Genomic DNA, 22,955 nt, shown 5'->3' with positions numbered 1-22,955 from the left:
AAGATGGAACAACGAAGAATGGGACGTCTGGGCAATCCCAGATCGGTCGTTATGTTTGGTGCAGCCAGTCTTGGCAAGGTGACACAGGAGGAAGCGGATGCTTCCATTTCGTATGCTTTGCAGCATGGTGTCAATCATTTTGATGCAGCAGCGAGCTACGGTGACGCAGAGCTGAGAATGGGACCCTGGATGCCGAAGGTCCGAGATGAAATTTTTCTTGCGACCAAAACAGGCGAACGTACGAAGGAGAAAGCGAAAGCTCAAATTTACCGTTCTTTGGAGCTGCTACAGGTAGATCATATCGATTTGCTTCAGCTTCATTCTGTTGGCACAGTGGACGAACTGGATAAATGTACGGAAAAGGGCGGAGCTTTGGAAGCTGCTCTGGAGGCTAAAGAAGAAGGCATCGTGAAGGCAATCGGAATTACAGGACATGGTCATCAAGCTCCAGTTACACATTTGGAAGCACTGCGTCGCTATTCCTTTGATACCGTGCTTCTGCCTTTGAACTATTACTTGTATTCCCTTCCCGATTACCGAGAGGCTTTCGACCAATTAATCGAGGAAACCGGCAGGCAAGATGTTGCCTTGCGAGTTATCAAAGCAATCGACGCCTGTGTCCATTTCGTATTATCCTTCCCAGGTGTGGCGGGATTTGCTACCGCGGGTGATGTACATCTATTCCCGAAAATTGTAGATGCCGCGGAAAGATACGGTTCGATGAGTGATGAGGAGGCAAAGCGCATTCTTGGTGGAATTAGCGGATACAGTTCACCGTTTGGCGCACCTACCTCAATAGCATAGTAAAGGAGTAGAGGGGCTGTCTCAAAAGCCATTTTGGAGCAGCCGCCTATCCACCCCTTAATCTGAAATAGGGATACAAAAGAATCAAGCATATCGACTTTATATCCACTTTGACAGTTGGAGTGCACCTCTTTGAATAGACATTGGAATAAACTTCTAGTTTATCCGATGAAATTCTAGGAGGTGCATTTTTATTGTGAGGTTTTATGCACATTCTACGGGATTCACTCACTAGGGTTTAGCTTTTTGGAAGTCAGCCCTTTCTTATTGGTCCCTTCTTGGGTACTCTCAGTCAAATGAAGAGATGAGTTCCTTTCCCAACGTGCGTGCTGATCTCGGGGATCGTGATTGGGGCTTGTGATTGGGGATTGTGATCTGGGATCGTGATTCAGTTACGTCATTTTATAGCAGCCAAACGTTCCCCACTCCCAGCAAAATATAAGGAAATTGTCATGTTAATTACTCCGAAAATAGCATTCCTAGCCCAATAACTGGAATTTCTCATGCTAATTCTACGTGTTTGGGGTGATATTATCCATAGCAGCTATTTTAGCGTGAGTTTTTCCAGTTAGATTGATTTCAAACGATATTCAGGCCGAATTAACGTGAGGATTTCCATCTATTTTCTTTCTCGGCCTATCTTCACTACAAAAACAAGCGAGGAAGTTTCCAACGCGAGCGAATCCCGCGGGGGAGCGTTGCGGAATTGCAAGGCAGTCGGTCCATACCCACGTCGATGGATGGAAGAACGCCGAGTATGTGTCCGTGCATCTGATGGTAGATAATGTGCTTAGTCAATTGAAGAACAACGGGGCTTTAGGGACTTCCTGCTTCGCGGCTTACCTAAGTAAGCTTGAAGATCGGGTGGCTTTCGCTTGCTCACATTTTGTTGAGGAAAGTATCGATCGACATTATAAGGCTGGCGATTGGGCATGGTTAGTCTCTGTGTCATTTTTTTTGGAGAACAATTGGGTTGCTCCCTTGTAGCTAAAGCTACTTCGGGACAACCCCTTCTTTTTTGTCCGATCATTGACTCCGGGGTAATATTTTTACTGTAAAGTGTGGAATGCTAAAGGGGCATAAATTACTTAAATTTTTTAGGAAAAGTCAAAATAATTGATAATGTGATCAAAATAGCGTTAAAAAAGAACCATCATTATTAATTATAATGTAATCAACATAAAGGAAGTCGAGGTGAATGACATATGAACTCCAATCCATCCGCTAACTCAGCGGGAAACCGGATTACTAAAAAGCGCAGCAGCAGCTTGCAGCGTAAAGAAACATTAGCGGGCTTCCTATTCGTAAGCCCAATGTTGATCGGGGTAACAGTACTTGTGTTGATTCCAATCATTGCGACGTTCATTTTAAGCTTTTCGAATTGGAATTTCATAATGGGCTTCGGTGGGTTTGAATGGGCTGGACTGGATAATTTCAAGAAATTATTTCATGATCCAACTTTTTTGAAGTCATTCCGCAACAATGCTGTTTTTCTGCTGACCGTTCCAGCGTACTTGATCATTTCATTGGTACTGGCGATTCTGATAGACAAGCAGGTTTACTTCAAAAGCTTTTTTAAAGTAGCCTACTTCATGCCTTATATTTCAAGCGTAGTGGCCGTTGCCATTGTATGGCAAGTATTGTTCCATCCTTCTCTTGGACCGGTCAATCAGTTCCTTATGTCCATCGGTGTCTCGAATCCGCCCAAGTGGATTGCCGATCCGGACTATGCGCTCCTTTCTGTCATGATGATCTATGTTTGGATTTCCATTGGCTTCAATCTAATCGTGTATATTGCAGCTTTGCAGGCGATACCGAAGGATTTGTATGAAGCGGCGGATATCGATGGCGCGAATGGCTGGGTAAAATTTAAAAGTGTTACATTGCCGATGCTGTCGCCAACAACATTTTTCCTTATGATAACCGGCTTTATTTCTACCTTTAAAGTGTTTGATTTGATAGCGGTGCTGACACAGGGGGGCCCCGTACAGTCAACCAGCTTGCTCGTATGGTATATGTATGATGCAGCTTTCACGAACCTGAAGTTAGGGTACGCTTCATCGATGGCCGCAGTTCTGTTCTTGTGCGTATTGGTAATTACGGCGCTTCAATGGATCGGCCAGAAAAAATGGGTTAATTATTAAAATTCGACGAGAATTATGGAAACGGGGGGAACTAACATGAGGGAGCCTCTAAGCCTCAGAAGGGTAATAGTGACCATTGTTATGTTTGCGGTCAGCATTTTGTTTCTTATGCCATTCTTTTGGATGCTGTCTGCATCCTTTAAGATGGAATCGGATGTGTTCAATTTTCCAATCGATTGGATTCCGCAGCAATGGAACGCAGTGAAGAACTATACGGAAGTATGGCTGGGTAAATTTCCGTTCTATTTATATTACTGGAACTCGATTAAAATTGCTTTAATTACGACTGCCATCTCAGTAATTGTTTCCAGTATGGCTGCTTATGGTTTCTCCAAGGTACAGTTTAAGGCAAGCAAGTGGCTGTTTCTAATCGTTCTGACAACCTTCATGGTTCCTGGACAAGCTACTTTGGTACCCCAATTTATTTTATACCGGTATATCGGACTGTTTGACAGTCACCTGGGACTTATTCTGCTTGGCAGCTTTAGTGTTCTTGGTACATTTATGCTGCGTCAGTTTTTTATGGGACTTCATAATGAATTTATTGAGTCCGCCAAAATTGACGGCGCTGGTCACTTTCGGATTTTTTGGTCCATTGCGCTGCCGCTAGTACGGCCGTCCATTGCGACTTATGCGATTCTTCGCTTCATTTGGACATGGAATGATTATCAGAACCCGTTGATCTTCTTGAGGACGGATAAGCTGTTCACTATTCCGCTCGCGATGCAAAAGTTCACTTCACTAAGCGGTGAATTCTACTCATTAATTATGGCTGCCGCTGTATCATCTATTCTTCCTTTGCTAATCATATTTATGATCGGTCAGAAGAGTGTTATCGAGGGTATTGCGACCGGTGGAGTCAAAGGATAAGAGGAAAAGTCAAAAAAATTGTAAAAAAGTCAATTTACGAGCATGGATTCAAGTGCTCGAATTGATACAATTTCATTGTAAGCGTTGTACAAAAACAAGATTGGCCCAAAACAAGGAGGGTTTCAACAACATGAACAAAAAGAAACTAGGTACTAGTGTAGTAAGCGGTATGTTAGTCATGGGGCTGTTGGCAGGCTGTGGTGCAGGCGCAGGTACAGAGAAAAATAATGACACTCAAGGTGCGGCACCTGCAGGCAAATTAACAGAGCTTCGCTTCTATACTTTTGGAACAGAAGGTAACTATAACTGGCAGAAAACAATAGCTGCTTATCAAGAGAAGAACCCGAATGTTAAAGTCAACGTTATCGGTTTGAGTGAGAAAGGCGATACTCAAGAGGCTTTAAAGAAGCTTGATCTTGCAGCGGCTTCAGGGGAAGCAATGGACGTTCTTATGTTCAGTGACCCGGCATCTTACGCTCAGCGCGTATCATTGGGTATGGTAGCTCCTCTCGATGATTACATTACTAAAGACGGATATAAAGTTAGTGAAGATTACAAGGTTGACACTAAGCTGAACGGTAAGTACTACGCCCTTCCAGGTAAATTTAACCCTTGGTATGTCATCTTGAACAAAACAGCATTGGACGCAGCCGGACTTGCCATTCCTAAGGATTGGACATGGGACGAGTTCATGGATTATGCTAAGAAGCTGACTAAAGGCGAGGGCGCTGCCAAAGTATACGGTACTTATTTCCACGGTCCGCAAAATGGCGGCTGGTTGGATTATGCGAAGCTGGCATTGGAGAATCAAAAGGATAATCCGGAATTTATTAAAGCAGACGGTTCTTCCAATATGGATTCACCGCTCTTTAAGAAATCATTGGAACTTCGTATGAAGATGGAGAAGGATGATAAATCGGCTACTCCGTACGCTGATATGCTTTCCCAAAAGTTAAACTACCGTACTCAATTCTTTAATCAAAAAGCAGCTATGATCGTAACAGGCAGCTGGATGAATACAGAGCTAGGCGGTACTGAGCAGGTTCCTTTGAATTTTAATGTAGCTATAGCTCCATTCCCTAAAAACACTGCAGCTGATCCAAGCGGCTATACTCAAGTAACTACAGACTATATGTCAGTTGCTGCAAGCTCCAAGAACAAGGAAGAAGCATACAAATTTATTCGCTGGTTGACTACGGACGGAGCATTGGTTCAAGGTAAGAACATTCCATCCTGGAACAAAGTGAAAGCTGAAGATCTTGGTAAAATCACAGACACAATTCTTAGCGGCACCAAAAACCCTGAGAAAGTCGACAAAGCTTCTTTGAACAGTGTTCTGGCGAATGCTAAGGCATCTGCAATCGTACCTCCGGTTTCTTACCAAGCTGAGGTTTACAAAGCAGTGAACGAGGAATTCGAGAAAATGATCTTAGGCAAACAAGATATTGATGCAACTGTAAAAGCTTCCCAGGATCGCGTTAAAGGTATTATTGACGCCAATAAAAAATAATCTGCTATACTAAGGAAATACTGCAATATGAGGGGATGGTGCAAGCCGCCCCTCTCTTTTTACGTTTAAAGGGCAGGTCCCCAAATGGTTTGAGGAGGCGTTTTAACTGCAATTTCGATTACGTCGATGGTTATCAATGAGGTCGTTTCGTTTTAAGCTGATGATGGTTTCTATCATTTGTATTTTGCTTCCAGCCTGCATTACCCTAGCGACGTATAACTATTTGACTCAAGATGCAGTGAAGGAGCAGGCCATCACGAACTCACAGGAGTCCATGCTGTTGGTCAATAACTATGTAACGAATTCTTTGAAATATATGCTCAATATTGCGAACTCTATCCAAATGGATTCTGATCTGAATTTCATCTTCAAGTCGAATGTTTCGGGACATCGTTATACGGAACCCACTGCGGAATATGACGAATTTTATGATAAGAACAAAATAATGAAGCAAATTGATAATATTACAATTGGCGGGGAAATATGCTACGTAACGATCCTGCTTACCAATGGTTCTTATTACTCCAATTATTCAATCTACGAATATAATCCTCTTAATCTAACGAAGGAGCCGTGGTTTTCCCAATTGAAAAACCTGTACGGCTTTCAATCCTATTGGGTTGGAACCACGCCTACCGTGTTTGAATCCGAGAAGGTGAGAAATCCTTATCAGCTATCGGTTGTGCGCACGCTTCGTGGCGAGGGGTCAACTATATACGGTTATGTTATTGTAACGGTTATGGAAAATCAGCTGAACCATAATTTCGAGAATCTTCCTAATAATCAGGAATTTATGATTATGGATGCTAACAACGTTATTTTATCTCACAATAATGGAGAGAAAATCGGGCAAACCTTTCCATTTCCATACGTTAATCAAGAAAGCCAACAGATCAGCTCCGATATTGTTGAGGTTAACAATGAAGAGTATTTGATGACCCAACGCTCCTTATCCTTCACAGGCTGGAAGCTGGTTTCCATAACTCCATATAAAATGGCGATATCTAAAATTGAAGCTATTTTTAATAAAGTGTTCGGATTTCAAATTATTTCATTTATCGTATTTTTGCTGCTGCTGTTGTATTTATTGGGCACCTTTACGAAGCCGCTCGTTAGACTGGGAAGGGTGGCCCTTACTGTTCAGAAAGGCGATCTTGAGACCCGTTCGAATATTCGTGGCGAGGACGAGATTGGACGACTGGGCTTCTTGTTCGATCAGATGCTCGACAGGATCAAAGAGATGATTGCTGAAGTATCCTATACGCAAGCACGCAAACGTAAAGCTGAGCTTGCTATGCTTCAAGCGCAAATAAACCCCCACTTCTTATTTAATGTGCTCAACTCCATTCGTATGAAGGTAATGCTACGAGGGGATAGGGAAAGTGCGGATATGATAGGGTCGCTCTCCAAGCTGCTGCGGATGACTATTAATCAGGAGAAAGAAACTATCAGCTTGCATGAGGAAATAGAAATAGTTATGGATTATGTTGTGTTGATGAATATGCGGCAAAAGGAGCCCGTTTTATTGAAAACCGACATATCAGCTGATGCTCTGTTAATAAAAGTACCTCGTTTTTTTCTACAGCCCTTGATTGAGAACGCATTAATCCATGGATTAACACAATCCGCCGGTACAATCATGCTGAAGGCTTGGATGGAAGAGAATACGTTGATTCTAAGTGTAGAGGATAATGGCAGAGGGATACCTGTAGAAATATTGCATAGGCTTCGCAAGATGCTAGTGTCAGGAGAGGAAAGGGAGCAGACGGCTGTGGAATCTCCAAAAGGATTTTCAAGTATAGGCTTATTGAATGTACATGAAAGGATGCGCTTAACCTACGGCGACAGGTTTAACATGAGAATTGACAGTTCGGAAGGGGAAGGAACTCGCATTACGATGTATATTCCCCGTGTGGAGGTGACAGCTGCTTATGTATAATGTCATGCTTGTTGATGATGATTACCCGGTACTGCAGCTTTTATCGGAGACGATTAACTGGGAGGCATACGGTCTGCAGCTTCAAGGCTGCTATGAGAATGGGGCCGTTGCGCTAGAGCATGCTACTATTCAAATGCCGGATATTCTGATTACAGACATCGGAATGCCCTTGATGAACGGCATCGAGCTGATTGGTTTGCTTAAGGAGCAGAAGCCTAACCTGCGGGTGGCCATTCTTTCCTGCCACAGCGAATTTCATTACGCACAGCAAGCCATGAAGCTTAATGTGCAGGAATATGTGCTCAAGGATACGCTTGATCCGGCTGATTTGGAGAAGCTGCTGCTGCAATTCAAAGTAAGTTTGGATCAAGAAGAGCAGGTTCAGGCGCATCAGCATCAGCTGCAGCATATGGTGGATCGCAACAAGGAGCTGCTCAAAGAGAAGTTTATCCGTAGAATGATGCAGCAGCCAATTATTGATCCTCAGGATTGGCTGCTGGAAGCAAAAGCCTTCAATCTAGACATGGAGGGCAAAGCATGCCTGCCGATTCTGGGGTTTGTTGACGAGTATCGATTGGCCAAACATCGTTTTATGTCCGACGACATTTTGCGCTTTGCCATGGATAACGTGATTAGCGAGGTTTGTGCCCGATATGATACGCCAGAGGTTCATTTTGCTTATGGAATCAAGGAGTCCTTCTTCTTATACCCCTATCATGCGACCCTTAAGATTAATCCGTTTGATACAGCAATAATACAAATAAAGGCGATTCAAGATGCTCTGCTCAAATATTTGAAGATTTCGATGTCTTTTATTATCGGCGATATTTGTTACCGTCCTGATGAAATTAAGGTTGCTCTCAATGGGCTGTTATCGAGTACGGTTCAGCGGTTTTATATGGATGAAGGCTCCATTACGAAACAGCGTCCATTTATTGACGGAGATATCGATTTATTCTCTTGGTATGATCAGGCTAGCAAGGAATTTAGGGAAATGATGATTGAGAAGAAAGCCGATAGGATTATTCCTACGGTTAAGCACTGGATGGAATTTCTGAAGGAGCATTCTTTTCCGCCGGAGAAGGTCAAGGATTGGGTGCTCAAGCTGCTGCTTGACCTTAAGCTGAAGCTTCAGTCGCTGCAATATTTTCGTTCCACGTATGCTGTAGAAAGCCTTCATAAAGAGATTCTGGATATCGATTCCCTAGTGGAGTTGGAGCATTGGCTAATAGAGCATTTTCAGTCGGTTATTGCATTGGCCGGTGAGATTTGGGAGCAGAGCAAACGGACCGAAGTGGTGCAGGCTTGTCATTATGTGTCCTTGCATTTGGACAAAAGGATCAGTCTGGAGGAGGTGGCCGACCATTTGTTTTTGAACAGCAGCTACTTCAGCCGCTTGTTTAAGAAGGAAACAGGGGAAACCTTTATTGAATATGTAACCCGGATGAAAATGATCCGTGCCAAGGAGCTGCTTGATCAGACCAGCCATCCTGTAGGCAAAATTTGCGAGATGCTTGGTTACGATAATCAGAGCTATTTTATCAAAATATTCAAGGCTTCAGAAGGGGTTACACCAGTCGAATACAGAGGTCAAAAAATAACTTGAAAAAGTAAAAAAAGTTGTATTTTATAAGCATTAAATGCATTAGTATGGAGTTAAGATTACTCGTGTACTATGGGGGGCTTATATATGAATCAGAATCAGATTAAGCAGCTGCTAAGCAAATATTCAGGTGATAGCTCGTCACTTCTTTTCAGCCCTGGAAGTCAGGATGCATGGTGGAGGGAGCTGAGTCTGGCTGAATCCTACCGTCCTATGATCGATGAAATCCGCTTGGAAGCAGAGCAGCTGTTAACGCAGCCTACACCGGACTTATCTTTCTCTTTATTTCGTATTTTTGGAGAAAGCGGATCCCGGCTCGAGTACGAGAGAGTATATTTTATTATGAGAAAGAGGCTTAATACGTTTACCCTCATGTCCTTGCTTGAGCCTGAGCGTGTAGATTATGTGGAAGCATTGCAGGAAACGATCTGGTCGATATGCAATGAATACACCTGGTGTTTGCCTGCACATGCGGGTACAACGGTTGAAACAACACAGGCTGCACAATATTCTTTGGATAATTACTTAGGAGCTATTCAAGGAAACGCTTCTGTTATCGACTTGTTTGCAGCCGAAACTGGATTTGCTTTAAGCGAAGTGCTCAGATTAATGGAGAATAGATTACCGCTGCTGCTTCGCAACCGAATCACACATGAGATTTACCGTCGGATCTTCTGGCCCTACCTTCATCAAGGTCCATTCTCTTGGGAAACAGCAACACATAATTGGGCAGCCGTTTGTGCAGGCTCTATCGGCTCTGCAGCGCTCCATATGATGAAAGATGAAGATGATTTAGCGAAAATATTGGAGCGTGTGCTCGGGACCTTGGATAGTTATTTGGAAGGGTTCGAGGAAGATGGGGCTACTACAGAAGGGTACGGATATTGGTACTACGGCTTTGGATTTTTTGTGTTTTTTGCCGATTTATTGAAGAAAAGAACAGCCGGCTGTCTGAATTTGTTTTCTAACGAGAAGATACACCGGATTGCCTTGTTTCAACAAAAATGCTTTATGACCGGCAGCTCGGTCGTTAACTTCTCCGATTCGATGCCTGAATCCCGTATTCATATGGGGCTGACCCATTATTTAAACAGGATTTACCCGGATGTCGTCATTCCTGATATGGCTTTACGGACGAGCTATACGGAGGATCATTGCAACCGGTGGGCAACGGCACTGCGCAATATATTATGGTTCCGGCCTGATAAAGCGAGTCTTGGAGAGCCTTGGGGGCAAGCAACCTATTATTTGAATGATGCGGAATGGCTTATCTCTAGATATGCGAATGACGAAGGTGTTTTTTGCTTTGCAGCAAAGGGCGGACATAATAATGAGCCGCATAATCATAATGATGTCGGGCATTTTATTATGCATGCTCAAGGGGAAACGTTTCTCGCTGACCTAGGCTCCGGCATGTATACCAAAAGCTATTTCGGAGCGGAGCGTTACTCCTATCTCTGCAACGGATCGCAAGGCCACTCAGTGCCGATAATCAATGGTCATTTGCAGAAGGAGGGTGCTGCACACCGTGCAGAAGTATTGAATGTGGCATTGGAAAAGGATCAAGAGTCCATACGGCTTAATCTTGCTGCTGCGTATGAAGATGAGAATCTTCTAAGCCTGGAAAGAAGCTTTACATGGTGCAAGAAGGAGCATCCCGTACTCTTACTGGAGGATTCCTATCGATTCAGCGAGGTGCCAGAAGGGATAGTCGAACGATTTGTGACCTGCCTTGAACCGGATTTATCTGGTGAATCCATAGTTATTCCTGGGAAGGAGCAGCGTTTGACGATTGGATACGATCACCACACCCTTCAGCCTCATGTTCAGAGTCTTGAGTTTACAGATCATTTTGGCGTGGTGAAAAAAGTGTTCGCAATAGATTTTACATTGCTTCAGCAGGAGAAAATATGCAAGATCCAATTAAGCTTTCAGTTTGAATAAGAAACTAACGAAGCAAGTTTTCTCGTGCAAACTCTTAGGGAGATGAATACAAGATGAGCATTCAAGTGGAACAATGGGTAGAAGAAGCATGGCAGCAGACGGTGAATAAAGTAAGCAGGACCAGCCAGAGAATCGGGGCGCAATTTCCACATGCAAGTGTGAATGGTTCCTATGTATTGGAGCCTTCTTATTGGTGGACAGCCGGCTTCTGGCCAGGACTGTTGTGGCTATTATATAGAGAAACTAAGGATGAGCAGTTTAAATCGATAGCAGAGCAATGCGAGCTGAAGCTGGATGAAGTAATTGCTAACTACTATAAGCTCGACCATGATATAGGCTTTATGTGGACCTTAACGAGCGTGGCACGCTACAAGCTGCTGCAGGCTGAGGATGCCAAGCGCCGCGGGCTGCTAGCTGCCAATTTATTAGCAGCACGCTTTAACGTGAAGGGCAGCTTCATCCGCGCGTGGAACCCGTGGAGGGAGGGCGAGGACAACTCTGGTATCGCTATTATCGATTGTCTTATGAACTTGCCGCTGTTGTATTGGGCATCCGAACAAACAGTGGACCCTCGGTATAAGCACCTGGCTATCGAACACGCGGATACTGTACTTAACCATTTTATTCGACCGGATGGCTCGGTTTATCATATTGTTCGTTTTGATCCACATACCGGAGAGAGGATAGAAGCTCTGGGGGGGCAAGGCTTTGCCCCGGAATCAGCATGGTCCCGCGGCGCTTCTTGGGCGATATATGGGATGGCTTTAAGCTATCAGTATACGGGAGATGAGAGATATCTCCAGGCAGCCAAGCGAGTGGCCCATTTCTTCATCGCACAGCTTTCTGAGGATCATGTGCCATTATGGGATTTCCGCCTCCCGCCTGATATCACTCCGTATCGGGATACATCAGCAGGAGCTTGCGCAGCATGCGGTCTGCTGTTGATTGCCGATCAAGTGGATTCGGTGGAAGCGGATAGCTATCGCAATGCGGGCAAAGACATATTGCGTTCCTTGTTTGAAAATTACGGAGCATGGAATAATCTTCAGGAGGAAGGCTTGATTCTGCATGGTACGAGCCATTATCCTGAAGGCAAGAACGTGGATGTCCCTCTTATCTATGGTGATTACTTCTTTGTAGAGGGCTTGAGCCGGTTGAAGGGACATACTGAGCTGTTTTGGTAAAAAGCATAAAACAGTTTGTATCAGAAGGCTATCAGATCGGACAATGATTCTTGAGATCTTTACGGATTCAATCATCAGGCGAGTTCCTTTTTATATTCGGATAGCGGGAAACAGCTATGTGCCTCTATAGATCCCTTACGGAACTGGAAGTTCCGTTATTTAATCAGTTACCTCCAATTTAAGACGATAGCGGAAGGTAGAATTCCGCTATTAGGAGCGAATAGGGACATATTGAACAAAAACAGAGAGATAACGGAAGAAGTTGTTCCGTTATCTCTCTGTTTTTTGTGCTTACCATGCCATAACGGAACAATTACATCCGCTAATGCTTCGACTCAGTCATTATGGGGTATTGTCTGTCATTTTTCATGAAATGGCTATCTGTCATAGAAATGTGAGTCAGTAGTCAGTGAACGGGCATTTATCGTTAAACCTTTTATGGTACAATAGAATGTGTCATATCACACAGTAATCATAAGATAGCTGTTGTAATATGAATGTATTCGTGAAGGTGGGACTCACAGCAATGGAATTGGACAGTACCCGGCTGGAAACTTATGCAAGCCTCTATGTGATTAGAGGAGAGCCTCATCGTTCTGGCACCTGTGTAAATTTGTCGGCGAAGGAATTGTTTGTCGGGCGAATGACGAACGATGATATTCCAGATTTGGCTTTCTCTAACGCCTTCATCTCCCGCAAGCATTTCATGATCAAGAGGGAGAATGAAGAAGCGGTTTTATATGATTTAGGCAGCAGACATGGAACTGAAATTAACGGATTCAGGATTGAACCGTATACCCCGCATATTTTACGTTCGTTTGACATAATCAAGCTTGCAAAAGGAATGGTAGTTATTCATTTTTCGTATTTGTTTGCAGATCAGACTCTGGAATTCGAGCCTATCAGTTATCCACGGCAAGTGGGATTACAGGAGTCAGGGTTTTCAATCAACTGGGAGAAGCATGAATGCTATGTTGACGGTCAACGAATTGTTATGTCGGAGAAAGAATACGGGTTCATTAAAGTTTTGAACGATCATGCCAATCAGCTGGTATCTTTTGATATGATCAAGAAGACCGTTTGGCAGGAGCGCTCAACTGGAGAAGATGGGGTTCCGGACGTAAGTATGGATGAGCTCAATGCATTAATATATCGAATTCGCAAAAAATATGGAAAAGATACCTTTACGATCAGCGCTGTTCGAGGCAGCGGCTATGTTTTGGAAAAAGAATAAGTCGAACCAAACCCATAGGAAAGCAGGTACGATCGTGGATTACATACAAGTACAAAGCAGCGGTCCGCTTCACGGTGCCGTCTCGATTCAAGGCTCTAAGAACAGCTCTTTAGCATTGCTTGCGGCATCATGCTTAGCAGATGCTACGGTTACCCTGGAAGGTATTCCTGATATTTATGATTTTCGCGTCATCCGCCAAATCGGCAAAGACATAGGCTTGCAAATAGAACGGCTGCCAACCGGAGAGATGCTGCTCGATCCACGCTATATTCACAGTGCAGTCATTGACCCAGGGAAAGCTTCCGCTTATCGGGCTTCCTACTATTTCGTCGGTGCCCTTCTGGCAAAATTCGGCAAGGTCACTGTGGGATTCCCTGGCGGAGATGATTTCGTTTCACGGCCGATCGATCAACACATCAAGGCACTCCGTTTGCTTGGTGCTGAGGTTACATTCTTTAACGATTATTACATCGTAGAAGCGAAACAGCTGCGCGGTGCCGATATTTACTTTGACATGATTACTTCTGGCGCAACGATAAATGCCATGCTTGCCGCTGTAAGAGCCGAAGGTCGCACAAGATTGTACAATGCTGCTATGGATCCTGAGGTAGTCGATACAGCTAATTTCTTAAATCAGCTTGGTGCCAAAATAGTAGGGGCCGGGACCGATCACATCCGTATTGATGGGGTTCCGTTTCTTGGTGGCGGTACCTATACCGTAATTCCCGACCGTTTGATTGCTGGGGCATTTCTGATGGCTGCGGGTATAAAGGGAGGCAGCATCACTGTAAATAATGTTATTCCAGAGCATATGGGCTCATGTATGGCCAAGCTGCGCGAGATTGGCATGGAGCTTGAGATGACGGATCAAAGCCTAACAGCACATTCGACCGGTAAGCTGCGGGCTACGCGTGTTAGAACCGGTATGTATCCGGGATTTGCTACTGATTTACAGCAGCCCTTCACCGCTCTGCTGTTGCAGGCTCAAGGGAAGAGTATCGTGACAGAGCGGGTATATCCTAAACGATTTAACCATATTCACCAGTTAAAGCGATTGGGTGCAGATGTGGAGGTACGTAAGGAAAGCGCCTTTATAAGAGGAGGCACTCCGCTTAAAGGCAACTGGGTTCATGCTACCGATGTTCGTGCAGGTACTTGTCTTCTTCTGGCTGGTCTAGTTGCAGAGGGGGTTACCCGTATTACGGGTATCGAGCATATCGAGCGGGGCTATGAGAATGCGATCCATTTGTTCCGATCTTTGGGCGCTAATGTTTCTTTACGAAGCCAGAATGAAGAAGCTGGAAATATCTCGCAATTTCAATGAAAAACATTTATTCTATTAAGTAAGTATCCTGCGAAAAGTAAGGGTGCTTTCTTTTTTTTATGTAAATCGATGAATGGGGGAACAGATCATAAATGGAAGCTACATTGCAAAAAGCGATTAAAGTGGCTGTTGAGGCGGCCAAGGCTGCGGGCCATGCAGCAAGGGTTTGTTTCGATGAAGACTTCACGATGGAAGAGAAGGATGAGTTTGGCGATGTGCTGACCGAAGCAGATATCAAAGCGGAGCATGAGATTTTATCCAGGCTTGGAGCAGTATTTCCCGATCACCAAATCCGCAGCGAGGAATCCGGCTGGTCGGGAGTCGAGAGCGATTGGCTATGGCTCGTTGATCCATTGGACGGAACGAATAATTTTGCTGTAGGCTTACCTTTGTTTGGCGTCTCACTTACGCTTATTTACAAGAAGGAGCCTATGCTTGGTGTTATATACGATACAATCCTGGATAAAATGTATACGGCTGTCTACAATCAGGGAGCTGCCTGTAATGAACAAGCTTTGAGGATACAGCCGAGAACGATGCCAAGTCGTTTAACGGTGGGTTGGATTCAAGGACATAAAGTACAGCAGGAGGCACGAGCGGTACAATTGAGAGCGCATATAGAGAAGCATACGAAGCGGATGATGAGGCTGTGGGCTCCAACGATGCAGTGGAGTATGCTGGCTCGCGGACAATTGGACGGGATTGTACTGTACAATTCCGAAGGCGATGACCTTTACTCCGGTTTGCTGCTCGTACGCGAAGCAGGGGGATTAATTCTGGATTTCAACGGGAATCCGTTTACCGGTATGAACCCGGAACCGTATATCATCGCTTGTCCTCCAGACCGTAAGGACGCTATGCTTAAGCTGGTAAGGGATGGTTTGACAGAACAACTTTAGATGCTGACAAAGCAAAAAAATTACTATTTTTTCGGATAATGGAACTTTTCACAAGTTATTGCGTCATTCTCTATGAAGAATCGGAGAGGTTGTGAGTAAAGGATGAAGCTAAAATATTTGTTGTCCATGCTGCTGGTGGCTGTGGTTGGAGGTGCCGAAACCTCGAGTCACGTCATTGGACTTGGCCCCTCTGTAAAGGCTGAGGCCCAGGCAGTCAACCTGCCTGCAAAGGTTCCTTTGGCTGAGAGCTCTTTGAAGCTAAGCGTATCGGATACTCCTAAAGGGTTTCGTATAGTATTGAATGATGCAGATAATGGATATGTGATGCAAACCTTATCCACTCCGAGTCAGGATGCAGTAGTTCATGTTGTTAGGAGAACAGAGCAGTTTAATGGAGAAACGCATTACCGGAAAGATCTGCTTGTTGTCAGGCCTGAATCCAAATCGGTTCAAAACTACATGCTTATGTACGGCAGTACAGCAGATTCGTATATGACGGATAGCGTAACCGAATTATTTGGCTTTATAGATGCTGAGCATATCATTTATGTAGCGGTGCATGGCACACCTGAGACAGAAACATTTTACAACATTGAACAAATGAATATATACACGGGCGAGAAAAAGGTATTGTTCGACAAACAGCCTGAACAAGCTTCTCCTGATTTTTTTATGCCGGGTTGGCTCAATTATAGCAAGGATAAGCTGATTCTTCCCTCTTTTTCCGAAGGGAAATTACGTGTTTATGATTTGGATCAGGGGAGCTTCCACGTGTCGGATGACCGATTTCCTAGCACATGGCCCAGATATTCAATTTTACGATCACCTGACGGAGAACGGTTCTGGCATAAAGATAAACTATACTTTCTGGATGGCAGCTTGTTGTCAGAGCCGAGCTTGCCCGGGAGCATCGGGCTGAACGTAAGCTGGAGTCCGGACAACCGCTACTTGGTGCGACACTATGCTTTTGAAGATGGAGCTGAGCATTGGATGACTGGAGGAGAAAGTGATATCTTAGCCCCGCAAGGCTTGATGATTATGGACGAATTCGGAAAAATTCAACATCAGATCGAGACTCCGGGCGGTGGCGTTCACTTGGAGCTGGCAGGCTGGATACCTGATCTAGAAATCGCTCTTATACGCTATTTTGAAATTGATAAGAAGCTGCAAACCGAGGACCAAAAGGCGAGTGTAAGCTACAAAACCTTAAATTTGTTGTCAGGAACTCTATCTGAACTCAAGAATGTCAATCTGGAAGAGCTGACTAATCAAGATCAGGTTTATACCTGGTCTCCATACACAGAGGCTTACGATCCTCCTTTCTTTGTAGACCTCGAAAATGGGACATATTGGCGATCCGGGGAAAATGCTTATTATTTAGGGTATAGGGTAGACAAGGGGCATATTTGGAAGACAATTGATTACAACCAAAGCACTTCGAACTTCTATAGCCTGTTACTAAAAGATGGAAAAATGAAAGAAATATTTCAAGCACACACGATCAACTCCATCAATTTGTATTTAAACGATTGGATTATAGAAGATACCAGTTTGACTTATAGCAGTTTGAACGACTAGAATCGAGTAGGAAGACAAATATGGACTGGCCTTAGAACCAGGCTGCTGCTTTTCGGAGGTGTATTTTATGAAACGGATGCTTCTAGCCTTGGTGCTGTTTTACCGCAAATTTATTTCTCCGCTCAAGCCGCCGACCTGCCGCTTTTATCCAACCTGCTCGCAGTATGCATTGGATGCTCTCGAGCTGCATGGCCCTGCCAAGGGGACTTGGCTCAGTGTGAAGAGAGTGTGCAAATGCCATCCCTTTCACCCGGGAGGGATCGACCACGTGCCCCCTGCTTCAGGAAAAAAGAAGTAATTCATTGAAGCTCTGCTCCAACTATGTAAACATGAAGAAACGTGAATCAGGCCATTAACTTGACATGAGTCCGTATATTCCGCTATATTTGGCTTAACCATATATTTGAATTGCCTATGAACGGATGAGTACTCTGCAGAGGTCATACAGAGAGCCGGTGTTGTGCTGAGAGCCGGTTGACTGAAATAGAGGAAGATGGTCCTGGAGGATATGACTATGAGTTTGCCGAAGAAACAGCTTCGAGCTTGGGAAGCGGCGAATAAATAGTCATCGCAGTTCCGGCGTTAACGGAAAGTCGCAACATGACTGCTGAGCCTTGTCTTCCTAACACGGAAGCGGGGGAAGTTGGGTGGTACCGCGTGAGCACAAGCTCTCGTCCCAAGATGGACAGGGCTTCTTTTGTTTTTTTTTAAACCTGAAGGAGGCCGAGTGACATGACTGAGCAACAAAAATCGTTTTACATTACAACGCCGATTTATTACCCGAGCGACAAGCTGCATATCGGGCACGCTTATACAACCGTGGCTGGGGATGCGATGGCACGCTACAAGAGGCTGAAAGGCTTCAATGTTCTTTACTTGACGGGTACTGACGAGCATGGTCAAAAGATTGAACGGAAGGCGCAGGAAAAGGGAGTTACTCCGCAGCAATTCGTTGATGAAGTGGTAGCGGGCATTAAAGACTTATGGAAAAAGCTTGATATTTCCTATGACGATTTTATTCGTACTACGGAATCGCGTCATAAACAATCGGTTGAGAAAATTTTTGCTCAGTTGATGGAGCAGGGAGATATTTATTTAGGCACCTATGAAGGCTGGTATTGTACACCCTGTGAATCGTTTTTCTTGGAAAATAAGCTGGTTGACGGTAAATGCCCGGATTGCGGCCGTCCCGTTGAATTAATTAAAGAAGATAGCTATTTCTTCCGCATGAGTAAGTATGCAGACCGCTTGCTTAAATTTTACGAAGAAAATCCGGAGTTCATTCAACCGGAATCCCGCAAGAATGAAATGATCAACAACTTCATCAAGCCGGGTCTTGAGGATCTTGCTGTATCCCGAACGACGTTTGACTGGGGAGTTAAAGTGCCGAATGATCCCAAGCATGTTATTTATGTATGGATCGATGCATTATCCAACTATATTACAGCCCTAGGATACGGCAGTGAGGATGACAGCAAATATCGGACCTACTGGCCGGCGGATGTTCATCTGGTCGGAAAAGAAATTGTCCGCTTCCATACGATCTATTGGCCAATCATGCTGATGGCGCTCGATCTTCCGCTGCCTAAGAAAGTATTCGGTCATGGTTGGCTGTTGACGAAGGATGGAAAAATGTCCAAGTCCAAAGGGAATGTTGTCGATCCGGTTATGCTAATTGATCGTTACGGTCTCGATGCATTGCGGTATTATTTGCTGCGTGAGGTGCCGTTCGGCTCGGATGGAGCTTTTACGCCGGAGAGCTTCATTGAACGGATTAATTTCGATTTGGCCAATGACTTGGGTAATCTGCTTAGCCGAACTGTAGTTATGATCGATAAATATTTTAACGGTACGATTCAGCCTTACATCGAAGGTGCAACTGAATACGACGCAGCTCTGTTGGAAACGATTCGCACAACAGTAATCAAGGTTGAGGAAGCGATGGAAAAAATGGAGTTTTCCGTTGCTTTAACCGCACTTTGGCAGATGGTAAGCCGCACCAATAAATATATTGACGAGACGCAGCCATGGTCGCTGGTCAAGGAAGAGAGCAAACGCCCTGTATTGGGCTCTGTACTTTATTGTCTGGCTGAATCATTGCGCATAACTTCCGTGTTACTGCAGCCATTCCTGACGCTTACACCGCATAAAATGTGGGCACAGCTTGGTATAAGCGAAGGCCCATTGACTGCATGGGACACCATTCACAGCTTTGGCACACTGCCTAGCGGAATTCAAGTTGTGAAGGGCGAGGTAATGTTCCCGCGTCTTGAGCTGGCGAAGGAGGTTTCCTCGATCGTTGAGGCAATGGGAGGGACACTCGAAGCTGCTGCTCCAGATTCAGCTGCTCCTGCCGGGGGAAGTGTGCAGAAAGCAGGCAAGAAGCCTGCTGAAGCTTCGAAACAGACCGCTACCGCGGAAGTTGAAACCCAAGAAATCTCGATTGATGATTTCTTTAAAGTTGAGCTGCGCGTAGCTGAGGTGCTGGCAGCTGAGCCGGTGAAGGGCGCTGACAAGCTGCTGAAGCTGCAGCTGGATCTGGGTACAGAGCAGCGCCAGGTTGTCTCTGGCATCGCCAAATTTTATACGCCTGAACAAATGGTCGGCCGTAAAGTCATCTGCGTGACTAACCTGAAACCGGTCAAATTAAGAGGGGAATTGTCACAAGGAATGATTCTTGCAGCATCACATGGAGATCAATTAACTTTAGCTACAATTTCTGATGCACTTCCTAATGGATCTGTGGTAAAATGAGGATTGTTCACGTTAACAATTTACTAATAATCATGATCTAATTACCAGGAGGTTTTAGTTCTTATGCAAAACAAGGATGGAATGAATTATGCACCGCAAGGCAAGCCAAATCCGGTTGTTAACAAGGGAGAATTTGCTTTTGCAGCAATTGCATTGGATCACGGCCATATTTATGGGATGTGTAATGGACTGATTGAGGCTGGCGCTGATTTGGTCGCTGTTTATGATCCGGATCCGGCGAAAGTCGAAGCGTTTATTAACAAGTTTCCTCAAGCTAAAGCCGCTGCTTCCGAAGAGGAAATTTTGAACAATCCGTCCATTAAGCTGGTAGCTGGTGCGGCTGTACCATCAAAGCGCTGCGCATTAGGTCTTCGTGTTATGGATCATGGCAAAGATTACTTTACAGATAAAACACCGCTAACGTCTCTGGAGCAATTAGAGCAAGCTAAAGCGAAAGTGAAAGAAACCGGTCGTAAATATATGGTTTACTATAGTGAACGTCTGCATGTTGAAAGTGCGGTGTTTGCTGGTCAATTAATTGAGCAGGGCGCTATCGGCCGCGTAGTTCAAGTTATTGGATTTGGTCCTCATCGCTTGAATGCGCCGTCCAGACCGGATTGGTTTTTTGAAGCTGATAAATACGGCGGTATTCTATGTGATATCGGCAGCCATCAAATTGAGCAGTTCTTGTATTTCACAGGAGCTAAGGATGCAACAGTTGTCAACAGTAAGGTTGCAAACTACAAGAACAAGAACTATCCGGAGCTCGAGGATTTTGGCGATGCTACCCTGATTGCTGACAATGGAGCAACCAACTACTTCCGTGTTGACTGGTTAACGCCAGACGGCCTGGGTACTTGGGGAGACGGTCGGATGACGATTCTTGGAACCGAAGGTTACATTGAGATTCGTAAATACATTGATATTGCACGTGACCCGTCTGGAGACCATTTATATTTGGTCAATCATGAAGGTGAGAAGCATTATTCACTCCGCGGCCAAGTGGGCTATCCGTTCTTCGGTCAGCTTGTGCTTGACTGCATCAATCGTACAGAGAATGCCATGACTCAAGATCATGCATTCAAAGCGGTTGAGCTATGTGTGAAAGCTCAGCTTCAAGCGGTCCGTGTCGAATAGTAGCTGCAACTCTTATGTGACAGTTAATAGTAACAGCATTCAAACCGGGAACATTCGGTTGGATGCTGTTTTTTTTATATTAATGAAGTTTAAAACGTATCTAATCGTAAATATTATTAATAGTTGACAATTTTGAGAGTCCGGTCGTATAATCAAATCTGTTAATAAAAATAATTACGATTTACATAAGGAGTGTTCGTAAATGTCTGCTGTTAAGAGAGCTATTGTAATTCCTGCACTACTAATTTTAATATTGTCGATCATGTTATCTGGTTGCGGTAAGCCGCAAGCTACGCTGGTTTCGGGAAAAATCAATGTTGTTGCCAGCTTCTATCCACTCTATGATTTCGCGAAAAAAATTGGCGGCGATCATGTCAATGTCATTAACCTCGTTCCTGCAGGAGTAGAGCCTCACGATTGGTCGCCTAAAGGACGCGATATACAGAATATTACTAAAGCTGAAATGTTTCTTTATTTAGGTGCCGGCTTTGAGGGCTGGGTGGATGATACGCTTAGCAGCATGCCCAAGGACTCCAAACAATTGGTAGTCGAAGCTAGTAAAGGTCTTGATCTAATCGAGGCTGCCGAGGAGGATGAGCATGGACATGAGGCTGAGAAAAAAGATAGCAGCAATAAAGAAAAAGCCAAGGACGCACAAGTGCATGAAGGCCACTGGGATCCACATGTATGGCTAAGTCCTGTAAATGCCAAAAAAATGGCGCAGACCGTCAAGGATAATTTGATAAAAGTCGATGCGGCCCATAAAGCTGATTATGAAGCCAATTATAATCAATATGCAGCTCAGCTTGACCAACTGCATAATAAATATAAGCAGACACTATCCGGTTTGTCGAAAAAAGAAATTGTTGTAACTCACCAATCATTCGGATATTTGGCGAAAGAATACGGTTTGATACAAAAACCTATTATGGGCCTATCTCCTGACGCGGAACCAACCTCCAAGGACTTAAAAAATATTAATGAATTCATTCGTACGAATAATGTCAAAATTATTTTCTTCGAGGAGCTGGTCTCCGACAAATTAGCCAAAACATTGGCCAAGGATGCAAAAGTGGAAACAGCCGTGCTAAATCCGATCGAAGGTTTAACAGAGGAGCAGTCAAAGGCTGGAGCAGATTATATATCAATTATGAACAGCAATTTGAATAATTTAATAAAAGCATTACAATAGAAGGAAGAGCCTGTTGAAGAAGGAGCTAATATCTATGGATTCCAATGCATCACCTATTGGCAATGCAGGATGTCATCAGAGTATCGTCACAGTTGATGACGTCTCTTTTTTTTATGAGAATAAACAAGTGATAGAGCATCTCAATTTTACTGTTTTGGAACGTGATTTTGTTGGGCTGATCGGATCCAATGGAGCAGGGAAAACAACATTGTTGAAAATGATCGTTGGCCTGCTGAAGCCGTCGCAGGGGGAAATACGTTTGTTCGGTCAGCCAATAAGTACATTCCGCGATTGGGAACGTATCGGCTATGTGCCGCAGAAAAATGCCTTTAATCCGCTGTTCCCGGCTACCGTACGGGAAGTAGTGCTATCCGGTCTGTATGGCAAGAAGAATATGTTTCGCCGGATAGGTAAGGCGGAGCAGCAAAAATGCGAGGACGCGCTTTATGCAATGCGCATTGAGGACTTGGCAGACCGTCGCATAGGACAGCTTTCAGGAGGACAACAGCAGCGCGTATTTCTGGCACGGGCATTAATTAACAATCCGCAGCTGCTCATCCTGGATGAACCTACGGTAGGTATTGACGCCGAAACGCAAGCAGGTTTTTTCCGGATGATCCGCCATATGCATCAGCATCACCATATTACATTTCTTCTGGTATCACATGATATGGATATGGTACAATCTTATATTGGAAACGAGCCTGCCCAAAAAAGCGGGGCTTTATCTTTTTACGTTAAGCATACGCATGAGCCTGAAAATTGCAAAGAAACGAATTTGACGCATTCCATCCAGCAGCTGCGGGAGCAAATGGAAGTGTTGGTTTAATGAAAGCTGG

At 44.5% G+C, this 22,955-nt stretch carries 17 protein-coding genes; all 17 read left to right on the top strand.

Features of this window, described 5'->3' with window-relative positions; translation table 11 throughout:
* The first annotated feature begins 3 nt into the window (after positions 1-3).
* The 17 genes from ACFQ0C_RS00540 to ACFQ0C_RS00460 all read left to right on the top strand — a co-directional run bounded on the left by ACFQ0C_RS00540 (position 4) and on the right by ACFQ0C_RS00460 (position 22,945).
* Complete coding sequence (locus ACFQ0C_RS00540) at positions 4-804, top strand: aldo/keto reductase (RefSeq protein ID WP_379362921.1); 801 nt, start codon at positions 4-6, stop codon at positions 802-804.
* Positions 805-2,009: 1,205 nt separating this feature from the next.
* A complete protein-coding gene (locus ACFQ0C_RS00535; protein ID WP_379362919.1) occupies positions 2,010-2,948 on the top strand; it encodes a carbohydrate ABC transporter permease in 939 nt (312 codons plus the stop codon).
* Between the two features lie 36 nt (positions 2,949-2,984).
* Positions 2,985-3,818 carry a carbohydrate ABC transporter permease gene (locus ACFQ0C_RS00530; protein WP_258215562.1) on the top strand — a complete coding sequence of 278 codons (834 nt, stop codon included), beginning with the start codon at positions 2,985-2,987 and terminating at the stop codon, positions 3,816-3,818.
* A 130-nt stretch (positions 3,819-3,948) separates the two neighbouring features.
* Positions 3,949-5,328, top strand: coding sequence for an ABC transporter substrate-binding protein (locus tag ACFQ0C_RS00525; protein WP_379362916.1), 1,380 nt, complete (start codon positions 3,949-3,951; stop codon positions 5,326-5,328).
* A gap of 136 nt (positions 5,329-5,464) precedes the next feature.
* Entirely contained in the window at positions 5,465-7,267 is a 1,803-nt protein-coding gene (locus ACFQ0C_RS00520) for a cache domain-containing sensor histidine kinase (protein WP_379362914.1), read from the top strand.
* On the top strand, positions 7,260-8,873 hold the full coding sequence (locus ACFQ0C_RS00515; protein ID WP_379362912.1) for a response regulator transcription factor: 1,614 nt from the start codon (positions 7,260-7,262) through the stop codon (positions 8,871-8,873). The genes ACFQ0C_RS00520 and ACFQ0C_RS00515 overlap by 8 nt, the downstream gene beginning before the upstream one ends.
* An 84-nt stretch (positions 8,874-8,957) precedes the next feature.
* Positions 8,958-10,814, top strand: coding sequence for a heparinase II/III family protein (locus ACFQ0C_RS00510; protein WP_379362910.1), 1,857 nt, complete (start codon positions 8,958-8,960; stop codon positions 10,812-10,814).
* Between the two features lie 53 nt (positions 10,815-10,867).
* Positions 10,868-11,998: a glycoside hydrolase family 88 protein gene (locus ACFQ0C_RS00505; protein WP_379362908.1), complete on the top strand. Its 1,131-nt coding sequence runs from the start codon at positions 10,868-10,870 to the stop codon at positions 11,996-11,998.
* 526 nt (positions 11,999-12,524) lie between these two features.
* Positions 12,525-13,232 carry an FHA domain-containing protein gene (locus tag ACFQ0C_RS00500; protein WP_379362906.1) on the top strand — a complete coding sequence of 236 codons (708 nt, stop codon included), beginning with the start codon at positions 12,525-12,527 and terminating at the stop codon, positions 13,230-13,232.
* 34 nt (positions 13,233-13,266) lie between these two features.
* Positions 13,267-14,556, top strand: coding sequence for a UDP-N-acetylglucosamine 1-carboxyvinyltransferase (murA, locus tag ACFQ0C_RS00495; RefSeq protein WP_379362904.1), 1,290 nt, complete (start codon positions 13,267-13,269; stop codon positions 14,554-14,556).
* A gap of 92 nt (positions 14,557-14,648) precedes the next feature.
* A complete protein-coding gene (locus tag ACFQ0C_RS00490) occupies positions 14,649-15,455 on the top strand; it encodes an inositol monophosphatase family protein (protein WP_379362902.1) in 807 nt (268 codons plus the stop codon).
* A 102-nt stretch (positions 15,456-15,557) separates the two neighbouring features.
* Positions 15,558-17,033: a hypothetical protein gene (locus ACFQ0C_RS00485; RefSeq protein WP_379362900.1), complete on the top strand. Its 1,476-nt coding sequence runs from the start codon at positions 15,558-15,560 to the stop codon at positions 17,031-17,033.
* Between the two features lie 67 nt (positions 17,034-17,100).
* A complete protein-coding gene (gene yidD / locus ACFQ0C_RS00480) occupies positions 17,101-17,331 on the top strand; it encodes a membrane protein insertion efficiency factor YidD (RefSeq protein ID WP_258215552.1) in 231 nt (76 codons plus the stop codon).
* Positions 17,332-17,765: 434 nt separating this feature from the next.
* Positions 17,766-19,787 carry a methionine--tRNA ligase gene (gene metG, locus ACFQ0C_RS00475; RefSeq protein ID WP_379362897.1) on the top strand — a complete coding sequence of 674 codons (2,022 nt, stop codon included), beginning with the start codon at positions 17,766-17,768 and terminating at the stop codon, positions 19,785-19,787.
* Between the two features lie 63 nt (positions 19,788-19,850).
* Positions 19,851-20,924, top strand: a complete 1,074-nt coding sequence (locus ACFQ0C_RS00470) for a Gfo/Idh/MocA family protein (RefSeq protein WP_379362895.1) — start codon at positions 19,851-19,853, stop codon at positions 20,922-20,924.
* Positions 20,925-21,126: 202 nt separating this feature from the next.
* Positions 21,127-22,116: a metal ABC transporter solute-binding protein, Zn/Mn family gene (locus ACFQ0C_RS00465; protein WP_379362893.1), complete on the top strand. Its 990-nt coding sequence runs from the start codon at positions 21,127-21,129 to the stop codon at positions 22,114-22,116.
* Between the two features lie 34 nt (positions 22,117-22,150).
* The gene (locus ACFQ0C_RS00460) at positions 22,151-22,945 is read left to right on the top strand and encodes a metal ABC transporter ATP-binding protein (protein WP_258215548.1); all 795 of its coding nucleotides are present in this window, start codon (positions 22,151-22,153) and stop codon (positions 22,943-22,945) included.
* Positions 22,946-22,955 lie beyond the last annotated feature (10 nt).

It is taken from the genome of Paenibacillus sp. GCM10027630 (genome assembly GCF_042676305.1).
Classification (GTDB): domain Bacteria; phylum Bacillota; class Bacilli; order Paenibacillales; family NBRC-103111; genus Paenibacillus_S.
Note: the sequence above shows the minus strand (reverse complement) of the source record. Positions and strands in the feature narration are given on the sequence as shown.

Excerpts from the sequence above, each read along its gene's own strand:
- ACFQ0C_RS00540 (WP_379362921.1), top strand. The coding sequence starts at position 4 with ATGGAACAACGAAGAATGGGACGTCTGGGCAATCCCAGATCGGTCGTT.
- ACFQ0C_RS00535 (WP_379362919.1), top strand. The coding sequence starts at position 2,010 with ATGAACTCCAATCCATCCGCTAACTCAGCGGGAAACCGGATTACTAAA.
- ACFQ0C_RS00530 (WP_258215562.1), top strand. The coding sequence starts at position 2,985 with ATGAGGGAGCCTCTAAGCCTCAGAAGGGTAATAGTGACCATTGTTATG.
- ACFQ0C_RS00525 (WP_379362916.1), top strand. The coding sequence starts at position 3,949 with ATGAACAAAAAGAAACTAGGTACTAGTGTAGTAAGCGGTATGTTAGTC.
- ACFQ0C_RS00520 (WP_379362914.1), top strand. The coding sequence starts at position 5,465 with ATGAGGTCGTTTCGTTTTAAGCTGATGATGGTTTCTATCATTTGTATT.
- ACFQ0C_RS00515 (WP_379362912.1), top strand. The coding sequence starts at position 7,260 with ATGTATAATGTCATGCTTGTTGATGATGATTACCCGGTACTGCAGCTT.
- ACFQ0C_RS00510 (WP_379362910.1), top strand. The coding sequence starts at position 8,958 with ATGAATCAGAATCAGATTAAGCAGCTGCTAAGCAAATATTCAGGTGAT.
- ACFQ0C_RS00505 (WP_379362908.1), top strand. The coding sequence starts at position 10,868 with ATGAGCATTCAAGTGGAACAATGGGTAGAAGAAGCATGGCAGCAGACG.
- ACFQ0C_RS00500 (WP_379362906.1), top strand. The coding sequence starts at position 12,525 with ATGGAATTGGACAGTACCCGGCTGGAAACTTATGCAAGCCTCTATGTG.
- ACFQ0C_RS00490 (WP_379362902.1), top strand. The coding sequence starts at position 14,649 with ATGGAAGCTACATTGCAAAAAGCGATTAAAGTGGCTGTTGAGGCGGCC.
- ACFQ0C_RS00485 (WP_379362900.1), top strand. The coding sequence starts at position 15,558 with ATGAAGCTAAAATATTTGTTGTCCATGCTGCTGGTGGCTGTGGTTGGA.
- yidD (WP_258215552.1), top strand. The coding sequence starts at position 17,101 with ATGAAACGGATGCTTCTAGCCTTGGTGCTGTTTTACCGCAAATTTATT.
- metG (WP_379362897.1), top strand. The coding sequence starts at position 17,766 with ATGACTGAGCAACAAAAATCGTTTTACATTACAACGCCGATTTATTAC.
- ACFQ0C_RS00470 (WP_379362895.1), top strand. The coding sequence starts at position 19,851 with ATGCAAAACAAGGATGGAATGAATTATGCACCGCAAGGCAAGCCAAAT.
- ACFQ0C_RS00465 (WP_379362893.1), top strand. The coding sequence starts at position 21,127 with ATGTCTGCTGTTAAGAGAGCTATTGTAATTCCTGCACTACTAATTTTA.
- ACFQ0C_RS00460 (WP_258215548.1), top strand. The coding sequence starts at position 22,151 with ATGGATTCCAATGCATCACCTATTGGCAATGCAGGATGTCATCAGAGT.